The sequence below is a fragment of the Cupriavidus sp. DF5525 genome, from assembly GCF_040149425.2.
Taxonomy (GTDB): Bacteria; Pseudomonadota; Gammaproteobacteria; order Burkholderiales; family Burkholderiaceae; genus Cupriavidus; species Cupriavidus pickettii_A.
The window spans coordinates 4,480,878-4,498,590 of record NZ_CP168265.1; the positions used below are offsets into that span (position 1 = coordinate 4,480,878).

Sequence of the window (17,713 nt, forward strand, 5' to 3'; positions counted from 1 at the left end):
GGCTCCCGGGTTACTGGGCCGAAGCGGCGCCCGGCAGGGGCTCGAACGGCGTTTCCTTGTCGGTCGGGCGGTTCACGGCGCGTGCCTGCATCGCAGTCTTGAAGCCGTAGAACACGATCGACAGCACCACCAGCATGAACAGCGCGCACAGGCCGGCATCCAGGTAGTCATTGAAGACGATGCGGTGCATCTGCTCCATCGACTTGGCCGGGGCCAGCACCTTGCCCTCGGCAATGGCGGCGCTGAACTTGGCGGCGTGGGTCAGGAAGCTGACCTTGGGATCGGCATGGAACAGCTTCTGCCAGCCGGCGGTCAGCGTGCAGATCAGCAACCAGATGGTCGGCAGCAAAGTGACCCAGGCGTACTGGCCGCGCTTCATCTTGACCAGCACGCAGGTGCCCAGCACCAGCGCCACCGCGGCCAGCATCTGGTTGGAGATGCCGAACAACGGCCACAGCGTGTTGATGCCACCCAGCGGATCGACCACGCCCTGGTACAGGAAGTAGCCCCAGGCCGCCACGCACAGCGCGGTGGCGGTCAGGTTGGCAACCAGCGAGTCGGTCTTGCGCATCGACGGGATAAAGCTGCCCAGCAGGTCCTGCAGCATGAAGCGGCCGGCGCGGGTGCCCGCGTCGACAGCGGTCAGGATGAAGAGCGCCTCGAACAGGATGGCAAAGTGGTACCAGAACGCCATCATGGCCTGGCCGCCCACCACCTGGTGCAGGATATGGGCGATGCCCACGGCCAGCGTCGGCGCGCCGCCGGCGCGCGAGATGATGGTGTTCTCGCCGACGTCCTTGGCGGTCTGCACCAGCACGTCCGGCGTGATCACGAAGCCCCAGGTCGACACGGCGTGTGCCACTGCTTCCGGCGTGGTGCCGATTACCGCGGCCGGGCTGTTCATGGCGAAGTACACGCCCGGCTCGATCACCGAGGCGGCCACCAGGGCCATGATGGCGACGAAGGACTCGGCCAGCATCGCGCCGTAGCCGATAAAGCGCGCGTGCGATTCATTTTCCAGCAGCTTGGGCGTGGTGCCCGACGAGATCAGCGCATGGAAGCCCGACACCGCGCCACAGGCGATGGTGATGAACAGGAACGGGAACAGGTTGCCCGTCCACACCGGCCCGCCGCCCTTGGCGAACTGCGTGAAGGCCGGCATCTTCAGCTCCGGCGCGACGATCAGGATGCCCACGGCCAGCGCGATGATGGTGCCGATCTTCAGGAAGGTCGACAGGTAGTCGCGCGGCGCCAGCAGCAGCCACACCGGCAGCACGGCGGCGATAAATCCGTAGATGATCAGCATCCAGGTCAGTGCCTTGCCGTCGTAGGTGAACAGCGGCGCCAGCGTGGCGCTTTCATGCACGTACTGGCCGCCGATGATGGCCAGCATCAGCAGCACGAAGCCGATGACCGACACCTCGCCGATCCGGCCCGGGCGGATGTAGCGCGTGTAGATGCCCATGAACAGCGCAATCGGAATCGTCACCGCCACGGTGAAGGTGCCCCACGGCGAGTCGGCCAGCGCCTTCACCACGATCAGCGCCAGCACCGCCAGGATGATGATCATGATCATGAAGCAGCCGAACAGCGCGATCATGCCCGGCACCGTGCCCATCTCCGACTTGACCAGGTCGCCCAGCGAGCGGCCGTCGCGGCGCGTGGAGATAAACAGCACCATGAAATCCTGCACCGCGCCGGCGAACACCACGCCGGCCAGGATCCACAGCATGCCCGGCATATAGCCCATCTGCGCGGCCAGCACCGGGCCGACCAGCGGGCCGGCGCCTGCAATCGCCGCGAAGTGGTGGCCGAACAGCACCGCCTTGTTGGTCGGCACGTAGTCCAGGCCGTCGTTGTGGCGCCAGGCGGGCGTCATGCGTTTGGGATCGAGCTGCATCACCTTGTCGGCGATAAAGCGGCTGTAGTAGCGGTAGGCGATCAGGTAGATGCAGAGCGCGGCAACCACGATCCACAGCGCGCTGACGGCCTCGCCGCGCGCCAGCGCGACGGTGCCGAAGGCAAACGCGCCGAGCACGGCGACGGCCAGCCACACCAGGTGTTCTCCGATGCGATTCATAGTGAAGGTCTCCTCAGACCGGGATGTCTTGGATAGCCTGCGGTGGCGAAGGACGGGAACGGCGAACAGCGGTGGCATGCGCCCCGAAGGCGGGCAGCTTGCGGTGAATCCGGCGGTGAGGGCGTCTCCTGGGATCTGCTGCTGCACGCCCGGTTTGTCGTCGTTTCCGGATCTCGTCTTGCAGGCAGGCGATGCACCGTCCAGGGGTGTCCGGTGCACCAGCTGCGTCGACTCGCGCGCCCTGCTGGGGCGGTGGCGTGTCCGGCGTGTAGTATTGACACCCGCCAAACCCCGCACAAGCGCGTAACTACGCAGCACATCTGCGTAGTACTACGCAAATCGACGGTGGCATGCCGCCTGCGCGGCGTCGGTGTTTACCCCCGGTCCCAGATGAAACTCCGCCAGAAGATCCTGTTGCTAGCCGTGGCGCCGCTGGCGGTGGCCATGCTCGGCATCGCCATAGCCGTGCGCTACCAGGCCACCCAGCTAGCCCGGCATGAACGCGCGCTGGTCGAAGCCGCCTACCTGCAGAGCAAGGAAATGGAGCTGCGCCACTACGTGGAACTGGCGCAGAGCGCGATCGCGCCGATGGTGCGCTCCGGCCGCAACGACGCCGATACCCGGCGCGCGGCGATGGAGGCACTGGCGCGGCTCGACTACGGCCCCGACGGCTACTTCTTCCTGTACGACCTGCAGGGCCGCAACCTGATGCATCCGCGCCAGCCCGAACTGGTCGGCCAGGACCTGTGGACCATGCGTGACCCCCAGGGCGCGCTGACCATCCAGCAGCTGATCGCCGCGGCAAAAAGTGGCGGCGGCGCGGTCCGCTACCTGTGGAGAAAGCCCTCGTCGCAGCAACTCGCGCCCAAGCTCGGCTACGTGGTCGCGGTGCCTGAGTGGGGCTGGATGCTCGGCACCGGCATCTACCTGGATGACGTGGAGCGCACGCTGCGCCAGCTTGACGCCCGCGCCGAGACCGATATCCGCGAAACCATGGCCTGGATCGGCGTGATCGCCGCGATCAGCATCCTGCTGGTCGCCGCCAGCGGCCTGGCGCTGAACGTCAGCGAACACCGCGAGGCCGATGCCAAGCTGCGCCAGCTGGCGCAGCGCGTGGTGCAGTCGCAGGAAGAGGAACGCGCGCGGCTGTCGCGCGAGCTGCACGACGGCATCAGCCAGCTGCTGGTGTCGGTCAAGCTGGTGCTGGAGACCGCCACCAACCGCCTGCGCCTGGCGCCCACTGAAGGCGCGGCGGTGGCGCCGGTGCTGGGCATGGCGCTGAACCGGCTCGACACCGTGTTCAACGAAGTGCGGCGCGTGGCGCGCAACCTGCGCCCCGCCCTGCTCGACGACCTGGGCCTCTACGCCGCGCTCCAGCACCTGGCGCGCGAGATGCAGGGCGGCAGCCGGCTCGAGATCGCGGTGACGCAATCCGGTACGCCGCGCGAACTGGCGGATGAACAGGCCACGGCACTGTTCCGCATCGCGCAAGAAGCGCTGACCAATGTGGAGCGCCACGCCCGTGCGCGGCGCGTGAGCGTGTTGCTGGCGTTCGATGCCGACGCCACGCGCCTGACCGTGCGCGACGATGGCAGCGGCTTCGATGTGGCGCGCATGCAGCTCGACCCGCAGCGCGGCATCGGCCTGCGCAACCTGCGGGAGCGTATCGCCGCGCTGGGCGGGCAGTTCGGCATCGTTTCCGGCGTCGGCGGCACCGAGCTGGTCGCTTCGCTGCCGCTGGCGAAGCCTGCAGCAAAAGCCACTGCAATTTCGCACGATCCCGTTTCCGCAGGACCCTCGCAGTCATGACCCAGTTTCCCGACTTCGCCCCCGGCAGCGCCGACGCACCCGCCCGCGTGCTGCTGATCGACGACCACGCGCTGGTGCGCGACGGCATGCGCATGCACCTGGCGCTGCAGCCGAGGCTGCGCGTGGTAGGCGAGGCCGACGACGGCGAAGCCGCGCTGGCGTGGCTGGACCGTGCCGCTGAAGCCGAGCTGCCGGACCTCGTCATCACCGATATCGGCATGCGCGGCATGGGCGGCATCGCGCTGGCGGCGGCGTTGCACGACCGCTATCCGGAACTGGCGGTGCTGATCGTGTCGATGCACGACAACCTGGAATACGTGCGCCAGGCGGTGCGCGCCGGCGCGCGCGGCTATGTGCTCAAGGACGCGCCGGCTGACGAGCTGATGGCGGCGATCCAGTCGGTGCTGGCCGGGCGTGTGTTCTACAGCGCGCGCATCGCGCGCGGCATGGCCGAGCAAAGCCCTGGCCCGCTCGACGCGCTGACCTGGCGCGAGCGCGACATCCTTGGCTGCATCGGGCGTGGCATGGCCAACAAGGAGATTGCGGTGCAGCTCGGCGTGTCGGTGCGCACGGTGGAAACGCACCGGCTCAACCTGAAGCGCAAGTTGGGGATCGAGGGGCGGGCGGGGTTGGTGAAGTATGCGGTGGAGACGTTGGGGGATAGCGAGGCGGGATAAAAAACGCCCGCCTCCGGAGAGACGGGCGTTGGTTTGCCGACCAAACCTGGCACAGCGTGCCAGCTTTGTCAGCACGGCTGCGAGAGCATCAGCCCTCCAGCCGCTTGCCCAGCGCAACCCGCGTTTCCGCCAGCGCCTGCGGCAGGTTGTGCTTCAGCTGCGTAAACAGCTCGTCATGCAGCGCCAGCTCCTTCTGCCACGCGTCACGGTCGATCGAGGTCACCTGCTCGAACTGCGCCGGCGAGAACTCAACGCCGTTCCAGTTCAGGTCCTCGTAGCGCGGCGTCGTGCCGAACATGTGCTCGGCGCCCTGCCCCTTGCCTTCCACGCGGTCGATCATCCACGACAGCACGCGCATGTTCTCGCCAAAGCCCGGCCACACGAAGTTGCCCTCGGCATCCTTGCGGAACCAGTTGACGCAGTAGATCTTCGGCAGCTTGGCCCCCGACGCTTCCAGCTTCTTGCCCAGTTCCAGCCAGTGGCCGAAGTAATCGCTCATGTTGTAGCCGCAGAACGGCAGCATGGCGAACGGGTCGCGGCGCACCACGCCTTGCTGGCCGGCGGCCGCGGCGGTGGTTTCCGAACCCATGGTGGCGGCCATGTAGACGCCTTCGGTCCAGTTGCGCGCCTCGGTCACCAGCGGCACGGTGGTCGAGCGGCGGCCGCCGAAGATAAACGCATCAATGGGTACGCCGGCCGGGTTGTCCCAGTTATCGTCGATCGACGGGCACTGCGCGGCCGGCGCGGTGAAGCGGGCGTTCGGGTGCGCGGCCTTGGCCCCGGTGGCCTTGGCGATTTCCGGGGTCCAGTCCTTGCCCTGCCAGTCGGCCAGGTGCGCCGGCGCTTCCTTGGTCATGCCCTCCCACCACACGTCGCCGTCGTCGGTCAGCGCCACGTTGGTGAAGATGACGTTTTCCTTAAGCGTCGCCATCGCGTTGAAGTTGGTCTTCTCGCTGGTGCCCGGGGCCACGCCGAAGTAGCCGGCTTCCGGGTTGATCGCGTACAGGCGGCCGTCCTTGCCCGGCTTGATCCAGGCAATGTCGTCGCCGATGGTGGTGACCTTCCAGCCCTCGAAGGCCTTGGGCGGGATCAGCATGGCGAAATTGGTCTTGCCGCAGGCCGAAGGGAATGCGGCGGCAACGTGGTACTTCTTGCCCTCGGGCGAGGTCACGCCCAGGATCAGCATGTGCTCGGCGAGCCAGCCTTCATCGCGGCCCATGGTCGAGGCGATCCGCAGCGCGAAGCACTTCTTGCCCAGCAGCGCATTGCCGCCGTAGCCCGAGCCGAACGACCAGATTTCGCGCGTTTCCGGGAAATGGACGATGTACTTGGTCGGGTTGCACGGCCACGCCACGTCCTTCTCGCCGGCGGCGAGCGGCTTGCCCACGGTGTGCACGCACGGCACGAACTCGCCGTTGCTGCCCAGCACTTCATACACAGCCTTGCCCATGCGCGTCATGATGCGCATGTTCACCGCCACGTACGGCGAATCCGACAGTTCCACGCCGATATGGGCGATCGGCGAGCCCAGCGGGCCCATCGAGAACGGCACCACATACAGCGTGCGGCCGCGCATGGAACCCTCGAACAGGCCGTTCAGCGTCTGGCGCATCTCGGCGGGAGCGGTCCAGTTGTTGGTCGGGCCGGCGTCTTCCTGCTTTTCGGAGCAGATGAAGGTACGGTCTTCCACGCGGGCCACGTCGGAGGGGTCCGACAGGGCCAGGAAAGAGTTCTTGCGCTTGGCCGGGTTCAGGCGCTTCATGGTGCCGGCGGATACCATCTGCTCGCACAGGCGGTCGTATTCTTCCTGCGACCCGTCACACCAGTAGATATTGTCGGGTTTGGTCAGGGCGGCAATTTCCGCGACCCAGGACACCAGCTTCGGGTGCTTGACCCAGGCCGGTGCATTGACTGGCGCCGTGCCTTGCATCGTGGGGTGGTTCATACTGCAACTCCGGTTCGTAAAGGGAAGTAAGGGAATGGGGAAACCTTGCAAAGCCTTGGCCGGCGGGAGGCAAATCCGAGATCGTCACAGGATGTGGGTAACATCAGGCCGTGATATCCGAATCGTCACATCCCGTTACAACTCCGCGGCGACCCGGGTTGTGCAAAGGTCGCGGCGGTCCCTGCGGCTGCGCTAAAGTTGCGCTTCGCCCGCGCAGGGGTGGCTGCGCGCGCCGGGTGGGCTTTGTCCGGATGGGGCAGCGTGACGGGAGCTGGGCTCGACCGACAATCCGCGGCGACACCGGAGCAGGCAAGGATACCACTGGCGCACCCCCCTGTTTTTTGCTGCGCAGCAATTGCCGCGGCCGGCTGGCGCGGCATCCCCGTCGCTCGGCGGGTATCGTTGCGTAGCGCCGGCGAGGGGTATTCAACAATACTGTTGACCGGCGCGCGGCTCCGTTGCCGCGCGCACCAACCGGCACTAAGGCCGGTAGACAACCAGAGTTGCCGATGAAGATTGCCGTACTCGACGATTATCAGGACGCCGTGCGCAAGCTGCCGTGCTTCAGCTTGTTGGAGGGGCACGACGTCAAGGTGTTCAACAACACCGTCAAGGGCGTGGGCCAGCTGGCCGCGCGCCTGTCCGACGTGGAAGCCGTGGTGCTGATCCGCGAACGCACCCGCATCACCCGTCAACTGCTGGAAAAACTGCCCAAGCTGAAGCTGATCAGCCAGACCGGCAAGGTCGGCGCGGGCCCGGGCAGCCATATCGACCTGGATGCGGCCACCGACCGCGGCGTCGCGGTGCTGGAAGGCGTGGGCTCGCCGGTGGCCCCGGCCGAGCTGACCTGGGCGCTGATCATGGCGGCGCAGCGGCGCATCCCGCAGTATGTGGCGAGCCTCAAGCACGGCGCCTGGCAGCAGTCGGGCCTGAAATCGACGACGATGCCGCCCAACTTCGGCCTCGGCCAGGTGCTGCGCGGCCAGACGCTGGGGATCTGGGGCTACGGCAAGATCGGCCGGCTGCTGGCCGGCTATGGCCGTGCCTTCGGCATGAAGGTGCTGGTCTGGGGCCGCGAGGCTTCGCAGGAAGCCGCCCGCGCCGATGGCCTGGGCGTGGCCGGGTCGAAGGAGCAGTTCTTTGCCGACAGCGACGTTTTGTCGCTGCACCTGCGCCTGAACGACGACACCCGCGGCATCGTCAAGCTGACCGACCTGACGCGGATGAAGCCCACCGCGCTCTTCGTCAACACCAGCCGCGCGGAGCTGCTGGAAGAGAACGCGCTGGTTACCGCGCTGAACCGGGGCCGGCCCGGCATGGCAGCGGTCGACGTGTTCGAGTCCGAGCCGATCCTGCAGGGCCACGCGCTGCTGCGCATGGAAAACTGTATCTGCACGCCGCACCTGGGCTATGTGGAGCGTGACAGCTATGAGCTGTACTTCCGCACGGCGTTCCAGAACATCCTGGATGTGCTGGGCGGCAAGCACGACTGCATCGTCAATCCCAAGGCGCTGACGCCGGCACTGTCGCGCTGAGTTGTTGCGGCCGGATTGCCGCGAGGTAACCTCGCCATGAGGCCCTGTTCGCCCCTGTTCCGCGATGCGGGACAGGGGCGTTTCACATCTGGGTAGCCATTTCCGGGGGAAAACGCGAACGCCGCGAAACCGCTACACTCGGGACTTCCCTCACCGCCCGGCCGCCCTGGCCCGCGGCAGCCCAGACAACAACAAGGCGCCTGCGCGCTGAACACCTCCCCAAGGCCGGCATGGACCCCAGGCTAGTGACGCTCTGCGTCGGCAATTTCGTCATTGGCACCGGTGCGATGATCGTTACCGGCATGTTGAACGACATTGCCGGCGATTTCGGCCTCGGCGCGGCCAGTGCTGGCCAGCTGGTGTCCGTGTTCGCGCTGGCGACCTGTGTCGGCGCGCCGCTGTTCGCCACGCTGGGCTCGCGCATCGACCGTCGGCTGCTGCTGGCCGGATCGCTGTTGATCTACGCGGTCATGCACCTCGCCGCGGCGTTCGCTCCCAGCTTCGCGGCACTGATGGCGATCCGCTTCCTGACGGCCATCGGCGCGGCCATCTACACTCCCCAGACCGCGGCCACGCTGCCGCTGCTGGTCAATGCGCAGACGCGCGGGCGCGCCATCAGCTTTGTCTTCCTCGGCTGGAGCATCGCCAGCGTGGTGGGCGTGCCGCTGGGCACCTGGATCTCTTCCACGCTGGGCTGGCGCGTCAGCATGGCGCTGGTGGGCGTCCTGGCCCTGCTGGTGTCGGCGGCGGTGTGGCGCGCGCTGCCGCGCGGGCTGTATGTGCCGCCGGTCGGGCGCGAGGCCTGGGGCGCGGTGCTGCGCCACAAGCCGATCATGCTGGTGGTGCTGACCACCATGATCTCGTCGGCCGGCATGTTTACGGTGTTTACCTATATCGCCCCCCTGCTGCGCGACCAGTACGGCATCAGCGGCGGCACGCTCAGCCTGATGTTCCTGGCCTACGGCGCCTGCGGCGTGTTCGGCAACGCCGTGGCCGCGTCGCGCATGGACCGGGTCACGCCGAGCCGGATCGTGCAGGTCACGCTGCTGACCTCGATCACCGCCATGGTGCTGTGGCCGCTGGCCGGGCTGGGCGGCGTGGCGCTGGTGCTGCTGTTCATGCTGTGGGGCGTGGGCGGGTTTGCCACCAACAGCGCGCAGCAGGCGCGCCTGGTGCTGCTGGCGCCGGAGCGGGCCTCGGTATCGATCTCGCTCAATTCCTCGTCGATCTACCTGGGCCAGGCGGCCGGCGCCATGACCGGTGCCGCGATCTACACCCTGGCGGGGGCGGATTCGCTGCACTGGGGCGCGGCGGCGCTGATGCTGGCGGCGCTGGCGGTGTCGCAGCGTGCCCGCGCGCTCGGCTGCCAGGAACAGCGCCAGCAGGCGCCGCAGCAGGCCTGATCCCCAGGCGGTGCGGGCCCGACGGCCGCGCCGCCAGCCTGCCACAAGCGCGCCAGCCCTTGCCACCGCGTCTGGTGAGGCACCGCACCAAGCCTTTTTCCACAGCGTTATCCGCCCGTTATCCTCAGGGATATCCGCAGCTTATCCACATCCCTTTCCACAACCACCGAAGCGGGGGCTCACGTGAGCGATTCCAGACCCTGGCAGGCCCGTGCACGCGTGCTGGCGGTGAGCCTGGGCAAGGCCATCCCGCTGGTGGTGGCGGGCGCGGGCACCGAGGCGGTGGTGCTCTCCGGCATTCGCAAGCACCCGGTCAGCACGCTGCTGCACCCGATCTGCGTACAGGTGCTGGCGCTGGGCATGGCCGGCGACGAGCAGGCCGACCTGACCGTGCACGGCGGCCGGGACAAGGCGGTCTACGCCTATCCGGCCGAGCACTACCCCTGGTGGAACGCGCGCCGCCGCGCCTGCTCGCAGCCGGAGTCGGGCCAGCCGCTGCCCTATGGCGCGCTGGGCGAAAACCTGACGCTGGAAGGGTTGGTCGAGGCGGACCTGTGGGTCGGCGACCTGCTGCGCGTGGGCACCGCACTGCTGCGGGTGGAATCGCCGCGCCAGCCCTGCTACAAGTTCAACGCGGCCATGGCTTACCGCCATGCGGTGCGGGACATGGTCCAGAGCGGTTACACGGGCGTTTACCTCAGCGTGGTGCGGGCGGGTTCAGTTCGCGCCGGCGATGCCGTCATTGTGCAGGCCGGGCCACGCGAACTCTCGGTCGACAGCGTCAATCAGTGGCGCCGCGATGGCCGGCGGCAGCTTTTCTGATAATGTTTGTCTAACCATACAAGCGCCCCGCTACACACATCCCCGGCCTCCTCCGTGGTCCGGACGGCGTTTGCTGGCGCCGTCCCGTCACCCGACCCTTGCAGGTCCTGTAACGGACTGTAATACGCGGCGCTGGCCCCGGGCGGCGAAGCGCGGTACTAGTAGAGTCTTTGCGCAACACGCACCGGCGGCATGTCATGACAACAAGCCGGGCGGGTCACGGGGAGTGGCGCGAAGTCGGGTGCAGAGGGTCCACAAAACATGAAAACTGACAGGATCGACCAGCCCAAGGGCTTCGTCGACAGCAACTGGAGTGCGGCTGCCGGGACCGGGCGCGGCCGTGTATCGCCGTGGGGGATGGTGGCCGTGGTGCTGGTGATAGCCGGCCTTGGCTGGCTGGCCTGGCGCACCTGGCTCGCGCCCAAGCCGGAGCCCAAGGCGCCTGCCGCCGTGGTGGTGTCCACCGCGCGGGTGCAGCAGGGCGACGTGCCGCTGCAGGTCTCGGCCAACGGCAATGTCACCGCGTTATCCACGGTTGACGTGCGCCCGCAGGTATCCAGCACGGTGCGCACGGTGCATATCAAGGAAGGCCAGACGGTCAGGCCGGGCGACCTGCTGTTCTCGCTCGACACCCGCATGGACGAGGCCAACCTGGCCAAGGCCCAGGCCCAGCTGCTGAAGGATCAGGCCGACCTGGCCGATGCCCGTCGCACGCTGGCGCGCAGCCAGGAGCTGCTCGAGCGCAACTTCATTTCGAAGAGCGCGGTCGACACCGCCCAGGCCAAGGTCGACGGCTTTGCCGCCACCGTGCGCGCCGACCAGGCCGCGATCGAAGCCAGCCGCGTGGCGATCAGCTACGGCGTGATCCGCGCCACCATCAGCGGGCGCACCGGCGTGATCAACGCCTTCCCGGGCTCGCTGGTGATGCCCGGCAGCACCGTGCCGATGGTCACCGTCGCCCAAGTGCAGCCGATCGCCGTGACCTTCACCCTGCCCGAGCGGCAACTGGCCGCGCTGCGCGAAGCAATGCGGGCCGGCCCGGTGCAGGTCACCGCGCAGCCCAACGACGGCAGCAAGACCCCGGTGACCGGCAAGATCACCTTTGTGGATAACACCGTCGATCCGCAATATGGCACCATCCGCGTCAAGGCGCAGTTCGACAATGACGAGCAGCGGCTGTGGCCCGGCACCTACGCCACTGTGAGCGCCGTGGTGCAGACCCTGAAGGGCGCGCTGTCGGTGCCGCCGCAGGCGGTGGTGACCGGACCCGAAGGCCGCTTCGTCTACGTGGTCCAGCCCGACAGCAAGGTCGCGCGCGTGCCGGTGCAGGTGGTGACCACCACCGCCGCCGCCGCCGTGGTCGAGGGCGTGCAGCCCGGGGCCCGCGTGGTGGTGGAAGGCACGCAGAACCTGCGCCCCGGCGCGCTGGTGCGCGAGGCGCCCGCCGCAGGGGCGTCGGCCGCCGCCGCGTCCCGCACGGCCAACGGCGCAGCGGGGCACTGAGCCATGACGCTCTCGGAACTCTGTATCCGCCGTCCGGTGATGACGGTGCTGCTGTGCCTGGCCGTGGTGGTCACCGGCATCGTGCTGTACCCGACCATCCCGATCGCCGCGCTGCCCAGCTTCAACTCGCCGGTGATCCAGGTCACCGCGACGCTGCCCGGCGCCAGCCCGGAGACCATGGCCGCATCGGTCGCCACGCAGCTGGAAAAGCAGTTCGCGACCATCCCCGGCGTGACGGTGATCAGCTCGCAGAACACGCTCGGCAACTCCAGCATCACCATCGAATTCAACAACGACCGCGATATCGACGACGCGGCCGTGGACGTGCAGGCGGCGCTGTTCCGCGCGCAGCGTTCGCTGCCGATCGAGATGACCGTCCCGCCGTCGTACCGCAAGGTCAATCCGGCCGACGCGCCCGTGCTGCTGCTGGCGATCAATTCCCCGGCAATGAGCCTGGCGGACCTGAATGCCTTCGGCGACAACCTGATCTCGCCCACGCTGGCCACGCTGCCGGGCGTGGCGCAGGTGCAGATCTTCGGGCAGAAGCGCTTTGCCGTGCGCGTGCGCGCCCACCCCGACGCGCTCGCCGCGCGCGGCCTGACGCTGGATGAGTTGGCCACGGCGCTGAATCGCGCCAACGCCAATACGCCGGTGGGCACGCTCGACAGCGCGCGCCAGACCCTGACCATCCAGGCCAACCGGCAGCTGACCAGCGCCGACGCCTTCCGCAACATCATCGTCGCCAGCCAGCCCAACGGCGCGCTGGTGCGGCTCTCTGACGTGGCCGAGGTCGAGGACAGCGTCGAGACCATCAAGACCGGCAGCTGGCTCAACAACGAGCGCTCGATCGTGCTGGCCGTGCTGCGCCAGCCCGACGCCAACACCGTGGCGGTGGTCGATTCGATCAACGCCGCCCTGCCCCGCCTGATCCACCAGATGCCGGGCTCGGTCAGCGTGTCGGTGGTCAACGACCGCTCGCGCTCGATCCGCGAATCGATCCACGACGTGCAGTTCACGCTGGCGCTGACCGTGGCGCTGGTGGTGATGGTGATCTTCCTGTTCCTGCGCCGTGCCGCGGCCACGCTGATCCCCACCGTGTCACTGCCGATCTCGCTGATCGGCACGGTGGCGCTGATGAAGGCCTTCGGCTACAGCCTGGACAACGTCTCGCTGCTGGCGATCACGCTCGCCGTGGGCCTGGTGGTTGACGATGCCATCGTGATGCTCGAGAACATCGTGCGCCATATCGAGGAAGGCGTGCCGCCGCTGAAGGCCGCGCTGGTGGGCTCGCGCGAGATGGGCTTCACCATCCTGTCGATCTCGATTTCGCTGGTGGCGGTGTTTATCCCGATCTTCTTCATGCCGGGCGTGATCGGGCTGTTGTTCCATGAATTTGCCGCGGTGGTGTCGCTGGCGATCCTGGTGTCGGCGCTGGTGTCGCTGACGCTGATCCCGATGCTGTGTGCGCGTTTCCTGTCGGCCGAGAACGTGCCGGTGGATGAATCGCACCATGCCTACGGCGACCACGCGTCGGCGCAGCCTGCCATCGTGCAGAAGCAGACCTTCGGCATGCGCTCCACGCAGTGGTTCGAGAACCTGTTCGAGTTCACGCTGCACCGATATGCGCGCGGGCTGGACTGGTGCCTCGCGCACCGCCGCACGGTACTGGCGGTCGCAGGGCTGACCTTCGTGCTGACCGCGGTGCTGTTCATCACCATCCCCAAGGGCTTCTTCCCCGAGGAAGACATCGGCCAGATCCGCGTCAACGCGGAAGGTCCGCAGGACATTTCCTTCGACGCCATGGCCGAGCGCCTGCGCGACGCCGCCGAGCGCATGCGCGCCAACCCGGCGGTGAAGAGCATCGTGGTCGCCATCGGCGGCGGCCCGTCGCCAGCGATCAACACCGGCCGCATGTTCGTCGAGCTCAAGCCGCGCGGCGATCGCGACGCCATGCCCAAGGTGATCGAGTCGCTGCGACGCGACGTCGCCGGCGTGCCCGGCCTGGCGGTCTACTTTGCGCCGGTGCAGAACCTCCAGCTCGGCGGGCGCCAGAGCAAGAGCCGCTACCAGTACACGCTGCAGAGCGTGAAGGCCGGCCAGCTGCAGAACTTCTCCGACCAGCTGATGGCGAAGATGCGCGCCGACCCGATCTTCCGCGACGTCACCAGCGATTCGCAGCAGTCGGGCCTGGAGGCGCACCTGTCGATCGACCGCGACAAGGCCAATGCGCTCGGCGTGCAGATGCAGGACGTGCGCACCGCGCTGTATTCCGCGTTCGGCGAGCGGCAGGTGTCGACCATCTATACGCCGATCGACAACTACTACGTGATCCTGCAGGCGGCCGATATCGACCGCGTCGACGAGACCGCGTTCGCCAAGCTCTACGTGCGCAGCAAGACCGGCCAGATGGTGCCGATCTCCGCCTTCGCCACCACCGAGCGCCGGGTCGGGCCAATCGCGGTCAACCACCAGGGGCAGCTGCCTTCGGTGACGGTGTCGTTCAACCTGGCACCGGGCGCGGCGCTGGGCGATGCGTCGTCGCGCATCGACCGCTACCGGCAGGAGATCGCCATGCCGACCTCGATCTTCACCAGCTGGGGCGGTGACGCGGCGGTGTTCCAGTCGTCGCAGGCCACGCAGATCGTGCTGCTGGTGGCGGCCATCGCGGTGATCTATACGCTGCTGGGCGTGCTGTACGAGAGCTATATCCACCCGCTGACGATCCTGGCAGGTTTGCCCTCGGCGGCGGTGGGCGCGTTGCTGACGCTGTTTATCTTCAATGTCGAGCTGTCGCTGATCGCAGTGATCGGCGTGCTGATGCTGATCGGCATCGTCAAGAAGAACGCGATCATGATGATCGACTTCGCGCTGGCGGCGCAGCGCGAGCAAGGCATGACGCCGGCAAAGGCGATCCGGCAGGCGTGCCTGCTGCGGTTCAGGCCGATCATGATGACGACTTTTGCGGCGGTGATGGGGGCGTTGCCGCTGGCGCTGGGCCTTGGTGCCGGCGCCGAGTTGCGGCAGCCGCTGGGCCTGGCCGTGGTGGGCGGCCTCCTGTTCTCGCAGGTGATCACGCTGTTCATCACGCCGGTGATCTACCTGGCGCTGGACCGGTTCTCCGGCACCGGGCCGTTGCAGATCGATTCGGAAGGCAACAAGCTGCCGGAGAAGGCGCCGGGCGAGACGGTGCATCAGCGCTGAGGCCTGCTGCGTCCTGCCCGCTGCGGGTTTGTTCCCCTTTCCCGCTTGCGGGAGAAGGGCGCGTTTGCAAGGGTCGCTGATGAAGTGGCTGGCCGAAGCGGTGAAAGTCGCCGCCGCGCAGCCGGAGCCCGACAACGTGGTCGCCGCCAACACGCGCGCCGTGCGCGAACGGCTGGCGAAGCTCAACGTCCCTGCCGATCGCCTCGATGCCTTGGCGGTCACGCGCATCTTCGCCAGCGAATCGGGCAACTACGGCACCGGCCTGAACGACGCCACCATGGCCACCGATACCTTCGGCAGCGGGAGAGAAGCCGATGCGAAGCTCTACCTCGCGCGCATGCAGTACGCCTACGGCCCCGACGAACAGCACTGGGGCGAGGCGCTGCCGCAGGTCAACCTCTATGCCGAGAACCTGAAGGGCGTCGATGCCGCGCTGCTGGCGCGCAGCGCCAACCTGTACGGTATGCTGACCACCGACGATCCCTTCCAGTACCTGGGCGGTATCGGCCTGGCAGTGCGGTACCTGACCGGCAAGGCGCCGGAGCTGTTGATCTCCAACCTGCGCGATGCGAACAACGCGCGCACCGAGACCGCCACCGGCTTCCTTGCCAGCGAACTGCGCACGCGCTACTTCCATTCCTCGACACCGTCAACCTGATCGACGTGTTCCTGGTGGTGATCGCCGCGCTGTTGGTGGCGATCGCGCAGAATCCGGCCAACCCGTTCACGCATGACGACTTGACATCCTCCCCGACCTGAAGGCCGGAGATTCCTACGGCGCTCAGACGCGGCATTGAGCCGCCCCTGAGTCGCTTCGGTGGGTTCCTGATGCTGACGCCGCTACCGCAGCGTTCACTTCACAGGCTAACCGGGCGTGTCCCGCCCTTAGAACATTGATCGCGCCGACCACATCGGCATTTTCCTCGAAACCGCATTCCACGCACTCGAACCGGGCTTGCGTCTGGCGGTTGTCTGCCGAGACATGGCCGCAGCACGGACAGGTGCGGCTCGTGTTCTGCGGTGGCACGGCGATGAGATAGCCACCGTTCCAAGCCAGCTTGTAGTCCAGTTGGCGGCGGAACTCGAACCAGCCTTGATCGAGGATGGCTTTGTTCAGGCCGGACTTGGCCTGAACCTGCTTACCCGGCTGTTCGGTGCTGCCTGCCGCCGACCTGGACATATTCCGTACCTGCAAGTCCTCGATACACACCATCGCGTGGTTTTGGCTGATCGTGGTGGAGCACTTGTGGAGGTAGTCGCGGCGGGCATTGCCGATGCGGGAATGGATGCGCTGGACGCGGGCTTTCGCCTTCTTCCAGTTGCTGCTGAACTTCTTCTTGCGGCTCATCGCCTGCTGCGCTTTGCGCAGCGCGGCCTCTTGCCGCTTGAAACAATTGAGCGGGGCGTAGAACGTCCCGTCCGAAAGCGTGGCGAACCGGGCAACACCCATGTCGATGCCAACCGCGCTCGCGGCCTGTGCCACCGGCTGTTCGACCTCACGCTCGGTCTGGATCGACACGAACCACTTGCCGCAGGACTGCCTGACTGTGACGTTCTTCACCACCCCCAGCACCTTCCGGCTGTTGCGGTATCGTAGCCAGCCCAGCTTGGGCAAAAACAGGCGGCTGCTGGCCTGGTCGAGCTTGATTTGCTTGGGGTCGGGATAGCGGAAACTGTCGCCCTGGCCCTTCTTCTTGAAGCGCGGAAAGTCGGCCCGCTTGGCAAAGAAGTTGCCGTAGGCCCGCTCCAAATCTTTGAGCGTCTGTTGCAGCGGATGAACCGGCGCATCGGCCAGCCATGCGGTTTCCGTGCTGTTGCGCCACTCGGTGAGCAGCTTGCACAGTCCGGCGTAGCCGTGCTTCTTCTCGCCTTGCTCGTAACGAGCCTTCTGCAACGCCAGTGCCTTGTTGAAGACGAACCGGCACGAACCAGAAAAGCGACGCATGTTGCGTTGCTGCTCGCCGGTCGGCATCAGTTCGTACTTGTAGGCTTGAAGTCGCTGCATGGCTCAATCATACTCTTGGCCTATGAGCGATGACAACGATATTAGACACGGAAGACACTGTGTTTTCAAGATGCACGTCCATTTGGTCTTCGTGGCGAAATACCGCCGCAGAGTGTTCGACGGCGACGCCATCAAACGGCTGCACGCCATCTTCGACAAGGTATGCGCCGACTTCGAGGCGAACTTGATCGAGATGGACGGCGAGGACGATCACGTTCACCTGCTGGTGGAGTACCCGCCAAAGGTCGCGGTGTCGAATCTGGTGAACAGCCTCAAGGGCGTGTCCAGCCGCCTGCTGCGCAAGGAAAGACCCGACATCCAGAAACGCTACTGGAAGGGCGTGCTGTGGTCGCCTTCCTACTTCGCATCATCCTGTGGCGGCGCACCGATCGCCATCGTGCGCCAGTACATCGAACAACAGCAGACCCCACACTGAAAAACCAACAGCAAGGACGGCTACGCCGTCCGCGCTATCCTTCCCCACCATGAGTGGCGGGGCTTGCCGCGCACTGGGTCACCATCATCACCAACCCGGGCAAGCCGAACATGGAGATCGTGTCGCGCCAGGGCGAGAAGGTGGTGCGCTACCAGGCCAGCGGGCAGGTCGGCAGCGGCGACGGCATCAAGGCCGGGGTGGCGTACCGGTTGAAGGACGGGTCGATGGTGTATGTGCCGGAGCAACCGGGACAGCAGGCCGCCGCCCCGACGACTCAGACGAAATAAGGAGCTGCGT

The 17,713-nt window shown here is 66.8% G+C and carries 12 protein-coding genes and 1 pseudogene; 10 read left to right on the forward strand and 3 right to left on the reverse strand.

The window, feature by feature from the left end; translation table 11 throughout:
- Window positions 1-10: 10 nt before the first annotated feature.
- A complete protein-coding gene (locus ABNX08_RS20970) occupies window positions 11-2,080 on the reverse strand; it encodes a carbon starvation CstA family protein (RefSeq protein WP_022537067.1) in 2,070 nt (689 codons plus the stop codon).
- A gap of 390 nt (window positions 2,081-2,470) precedes the next feature.
- Between ABNX08_RS20970 and ABNX08_RS20975 the strand changes: the two genes are divergently transcribed.
- Both ABNX08_RS20975 and ABNX08_RS20980 read left to right on the forward strand, forming a co-directional pair.
- A complete protein-coding gene (locus ABNX08_RS20975; RefSeq protein WP_349608371.1) occupies window positions 2,471-3,889 on the forward strand; it encodes a cache domain-containing protein in 1,419 nt (472 codons plus the stop codon).
- Window positions 3,886-4,566: a response regulator transcription factor gene (locus tag ABNX08_RS20980; RefSeq protein ID WP_349608373.1), complete on the forward strand. Its 681-nt coding sequence runs from the start codon at window positions 3,886-3,888 to the stop codon at window positions 4,564-4,566. The genes ABNX08_RS20975 and ABNX08_RS20980 overlap by 4 nt, the downstream gene beginning before the upstream one ends.
- A gap of 88 nt (window positions 4,567-4,654) precedes the next feature.
- Here ABNX08_RS20980 and ABNX08_RS20985 read toward each other — a convergent pair whose 3' ends face one another.
- Window positions 4,655-6,511, reverse strand: coding sequence for a phosphoenolpyruvate carboxykinase (GTP) (locus tag ABNX08_RS20985; protein WP_022537070.1), 1,857 nt, complete (start codon window positions 6,509-6,511; stop codon window positions 4,655-4,657).
- Window positions 6,512-7,020: 509 nt separating this feature from the next.
- Here ABNX08_RS20985 and ABNX08_RS20990 point away from each other — a divergent pair.
- The 6 genes from ABNX08_RS20990 to ABNX08_RS21015 all read left to right on the forward strand — a co-directional run bounded on the left by ABNX08_RS20990 (window position 7,021) and on the right by ABNX08_RS21015 (window position 15,633).
- Window positions 7,021-8,046 carry a D-2-hydroxyacid dehydrogenase family protein gene (locus ABNX08_RS20990; protein WP_349608375.1) on the forward strand — a complete coding sequence of 342 codons (1,026 nt, stop codon included), beginning with the start codon at window positions 7,021-7,023 and terminating at the stop codon, window positions 8,044-8,046.
- A 230-nt stretch (window positions 8,047-8,276) separates the two neighbouring features.
- Window positions 8,277-9,449: an MFS transporter gene (locus ABNX08_RS20995; RefSeq protein WP_022537072.1), complete on the forward strand. Its 1,173-nt coding sequence runs from the start codon at window positions 8,277-8,279 to the stop codon at window positions 9,447-9,449.
- 183 nt (window positions 9,450-9,632) lie between these two features.
- Window positions 9,633-10,271 carry an MOSC domain-containing protein gene (locus ABNX08_RS21000; RefSeq protein ID WP_022537073.1) on the forward strand — a complete coding sequence of 213 codons (639 nt, stop codon included), beginning with the start codon at window positions 9,633-9,635 and terminating at the stop codon, window positions 10,269-10,271.
- A 261-nt stretch (window positions 10,272-10,532) separates the two neighbouring features.
- Complete coding sequence (locus ABNX08_RS21005) at window positions 10,533-11,774, forward strand: efflux RND transporter periplasmic adaptor subunit (protein WP_022537074.1); 1,242 nt, start codon at window positions 10,533-10,535, stop codon at window positions 11,772-11,774.
- Between the two features lie 3 nt (window positions 11,775-11,777).
- Window positions 11,778-14,975: an efflux RND transporter permease subunit gene (locus tag ABNX08_RS21010; RefSeq protein WP_022537075.1), complete on the forward strand. Its 3,198-nt coding sequence runs from the start codon at window positions 11,778-11,780 to the stop codon at window positions 14,973-14,975.
- A gap of 64 nt (window positions 14,976-15,039) precedes the next feature.
- A complete protein-coding gene (locus tag ABNX08_RS21015) occupies window positions 15,040-15,633 on the forward strand; it encodes a cobaltochelatase subunit CobN (RefSeq protein ID WP_349608378.1) in 594 nt (197 codons plus the stop codon).
- A gap of 123 nt (window positions 15,634-15,756) precedes the next feature.
- Here ABNX08_RS21015 and ABNX08_RS21020 read toward each other — a convergent pair whose 3' ends face one another.
- Window positions 15,757-16,980 carry an RNA-guided endonuclease InsQ/TnpB family protein gene (locus tag ABNX08_RS21020; protein WP_374063633.1) on the reverse strand — a complete coding sequence of 408 codons (1,224 nt, stop codon included), beginning with the start codon at window positions 16,978-16,980 and terminating at the stop codon, window positions 15,757-15,759.
- 22 nt (window positions 16,981-17,002) lie between these two features.
- Here ABNX08_RS21020 and tnpA point away from each other — a divergent pair, with 22 nt between their 5' ends.
- A complete protein-coding gene (gene tnpA / locus ABNX08_RS21025; protein ID WP_374063612.1) occupies window positions 17,003-17,416 on the forward strand; it encodes an IS200/IS605 family transposase in 414 nt (137 codons plus the stop codon).
- Between the two features lie 77 nt (window positions 17,417-17,493).
- Window positions 17,494-17,703, forward strand: a pseudogene (locus ABNX08_RS21030) (DUF2149 domain-containing protein); the annotation flags it as partial.
- Between the last annotated feature and the right edge of the window lie 10 nt (window positions 17,704-17,713).

What these genes read in the sequence shown, in the direction of transcription:
- tnpA (WP_374063612.1), top strand. Translation starts at nt 17,003, where the DNA reads ATGAGCGATGACAACGATATTAGACACGGAAGACACTGTGTTTTCAAG.
- ABNX08_RS20990 (WP_349608375.1), top strand. Translation starts at nt 7,021, where the DNA reads ATGAAGATTGCCGTACTCGACGATTATCAGGACGCCGTGCGCAAGCTG.
- ABNX08_RS20980 (WP_349608373.1), top strand. Translation starts at nt 3,886, where the DNA reads ATGACCCAGTTTCCCGACTTCGCCCCCGGCAGCGCCGACGCACCCGCC.
- ABNX08_RS21010 (WP_022537075.1), top strand. Translation starts at nt 11,778, where the DNA reads ATGACGCTCTCGGAACTCTGTATCCGCCGTCCGGTGATGACGGTGCTG.
- ABNX08_RS21020 (WP_374063633.1), bottom strand. Translation starts at nt 16,980, where the DNA reads ATGCAGCGACTTCAAGCCTACAAGTACGAACTGATGCCGACCGGCGAG.
- ABNX08_RS20985 (WP_022537070.1), bottom strand. Translation starts at nt 6,511, where the DNA reads ATGAACCACCCCACGATGCAAGGCACGGCGCCAGTCAATGCACCGGCC.
- ABNX08_RS20995 (WP_022537072.1), top strand. Translation starts at nt 8,277, where the DNA reads ATGGACCCCAGGCTAGTGACGCTCTGCGTCGGCAATTTCGTCATTGGC.
- ABNX08_RS20975 (WP_349608371.1), top strand. Translation starts at nt 2,471, where the DNA reads ATGAAACTCCGCCAGAAGATCCTGTTGCTAGCCGTGGCGCCGCTGGCG.
- ABNX08_RS21005 (WP_022537074.1), top strand. Translation starts at nt 10,533, where the DNA reads ATGAAAACTGACAGGATCGACCAGCCCAAGGGCTTCGTCGACAGCAAC.
- ABNX08_RS20970 (WP_022537067.1), bottom strand. Translation starts at nt 2,080, where the DNA reads ATGAATCGCATCGGAGAACACCTGGTGTGGCTGGCCGTCGCCGTGCTC.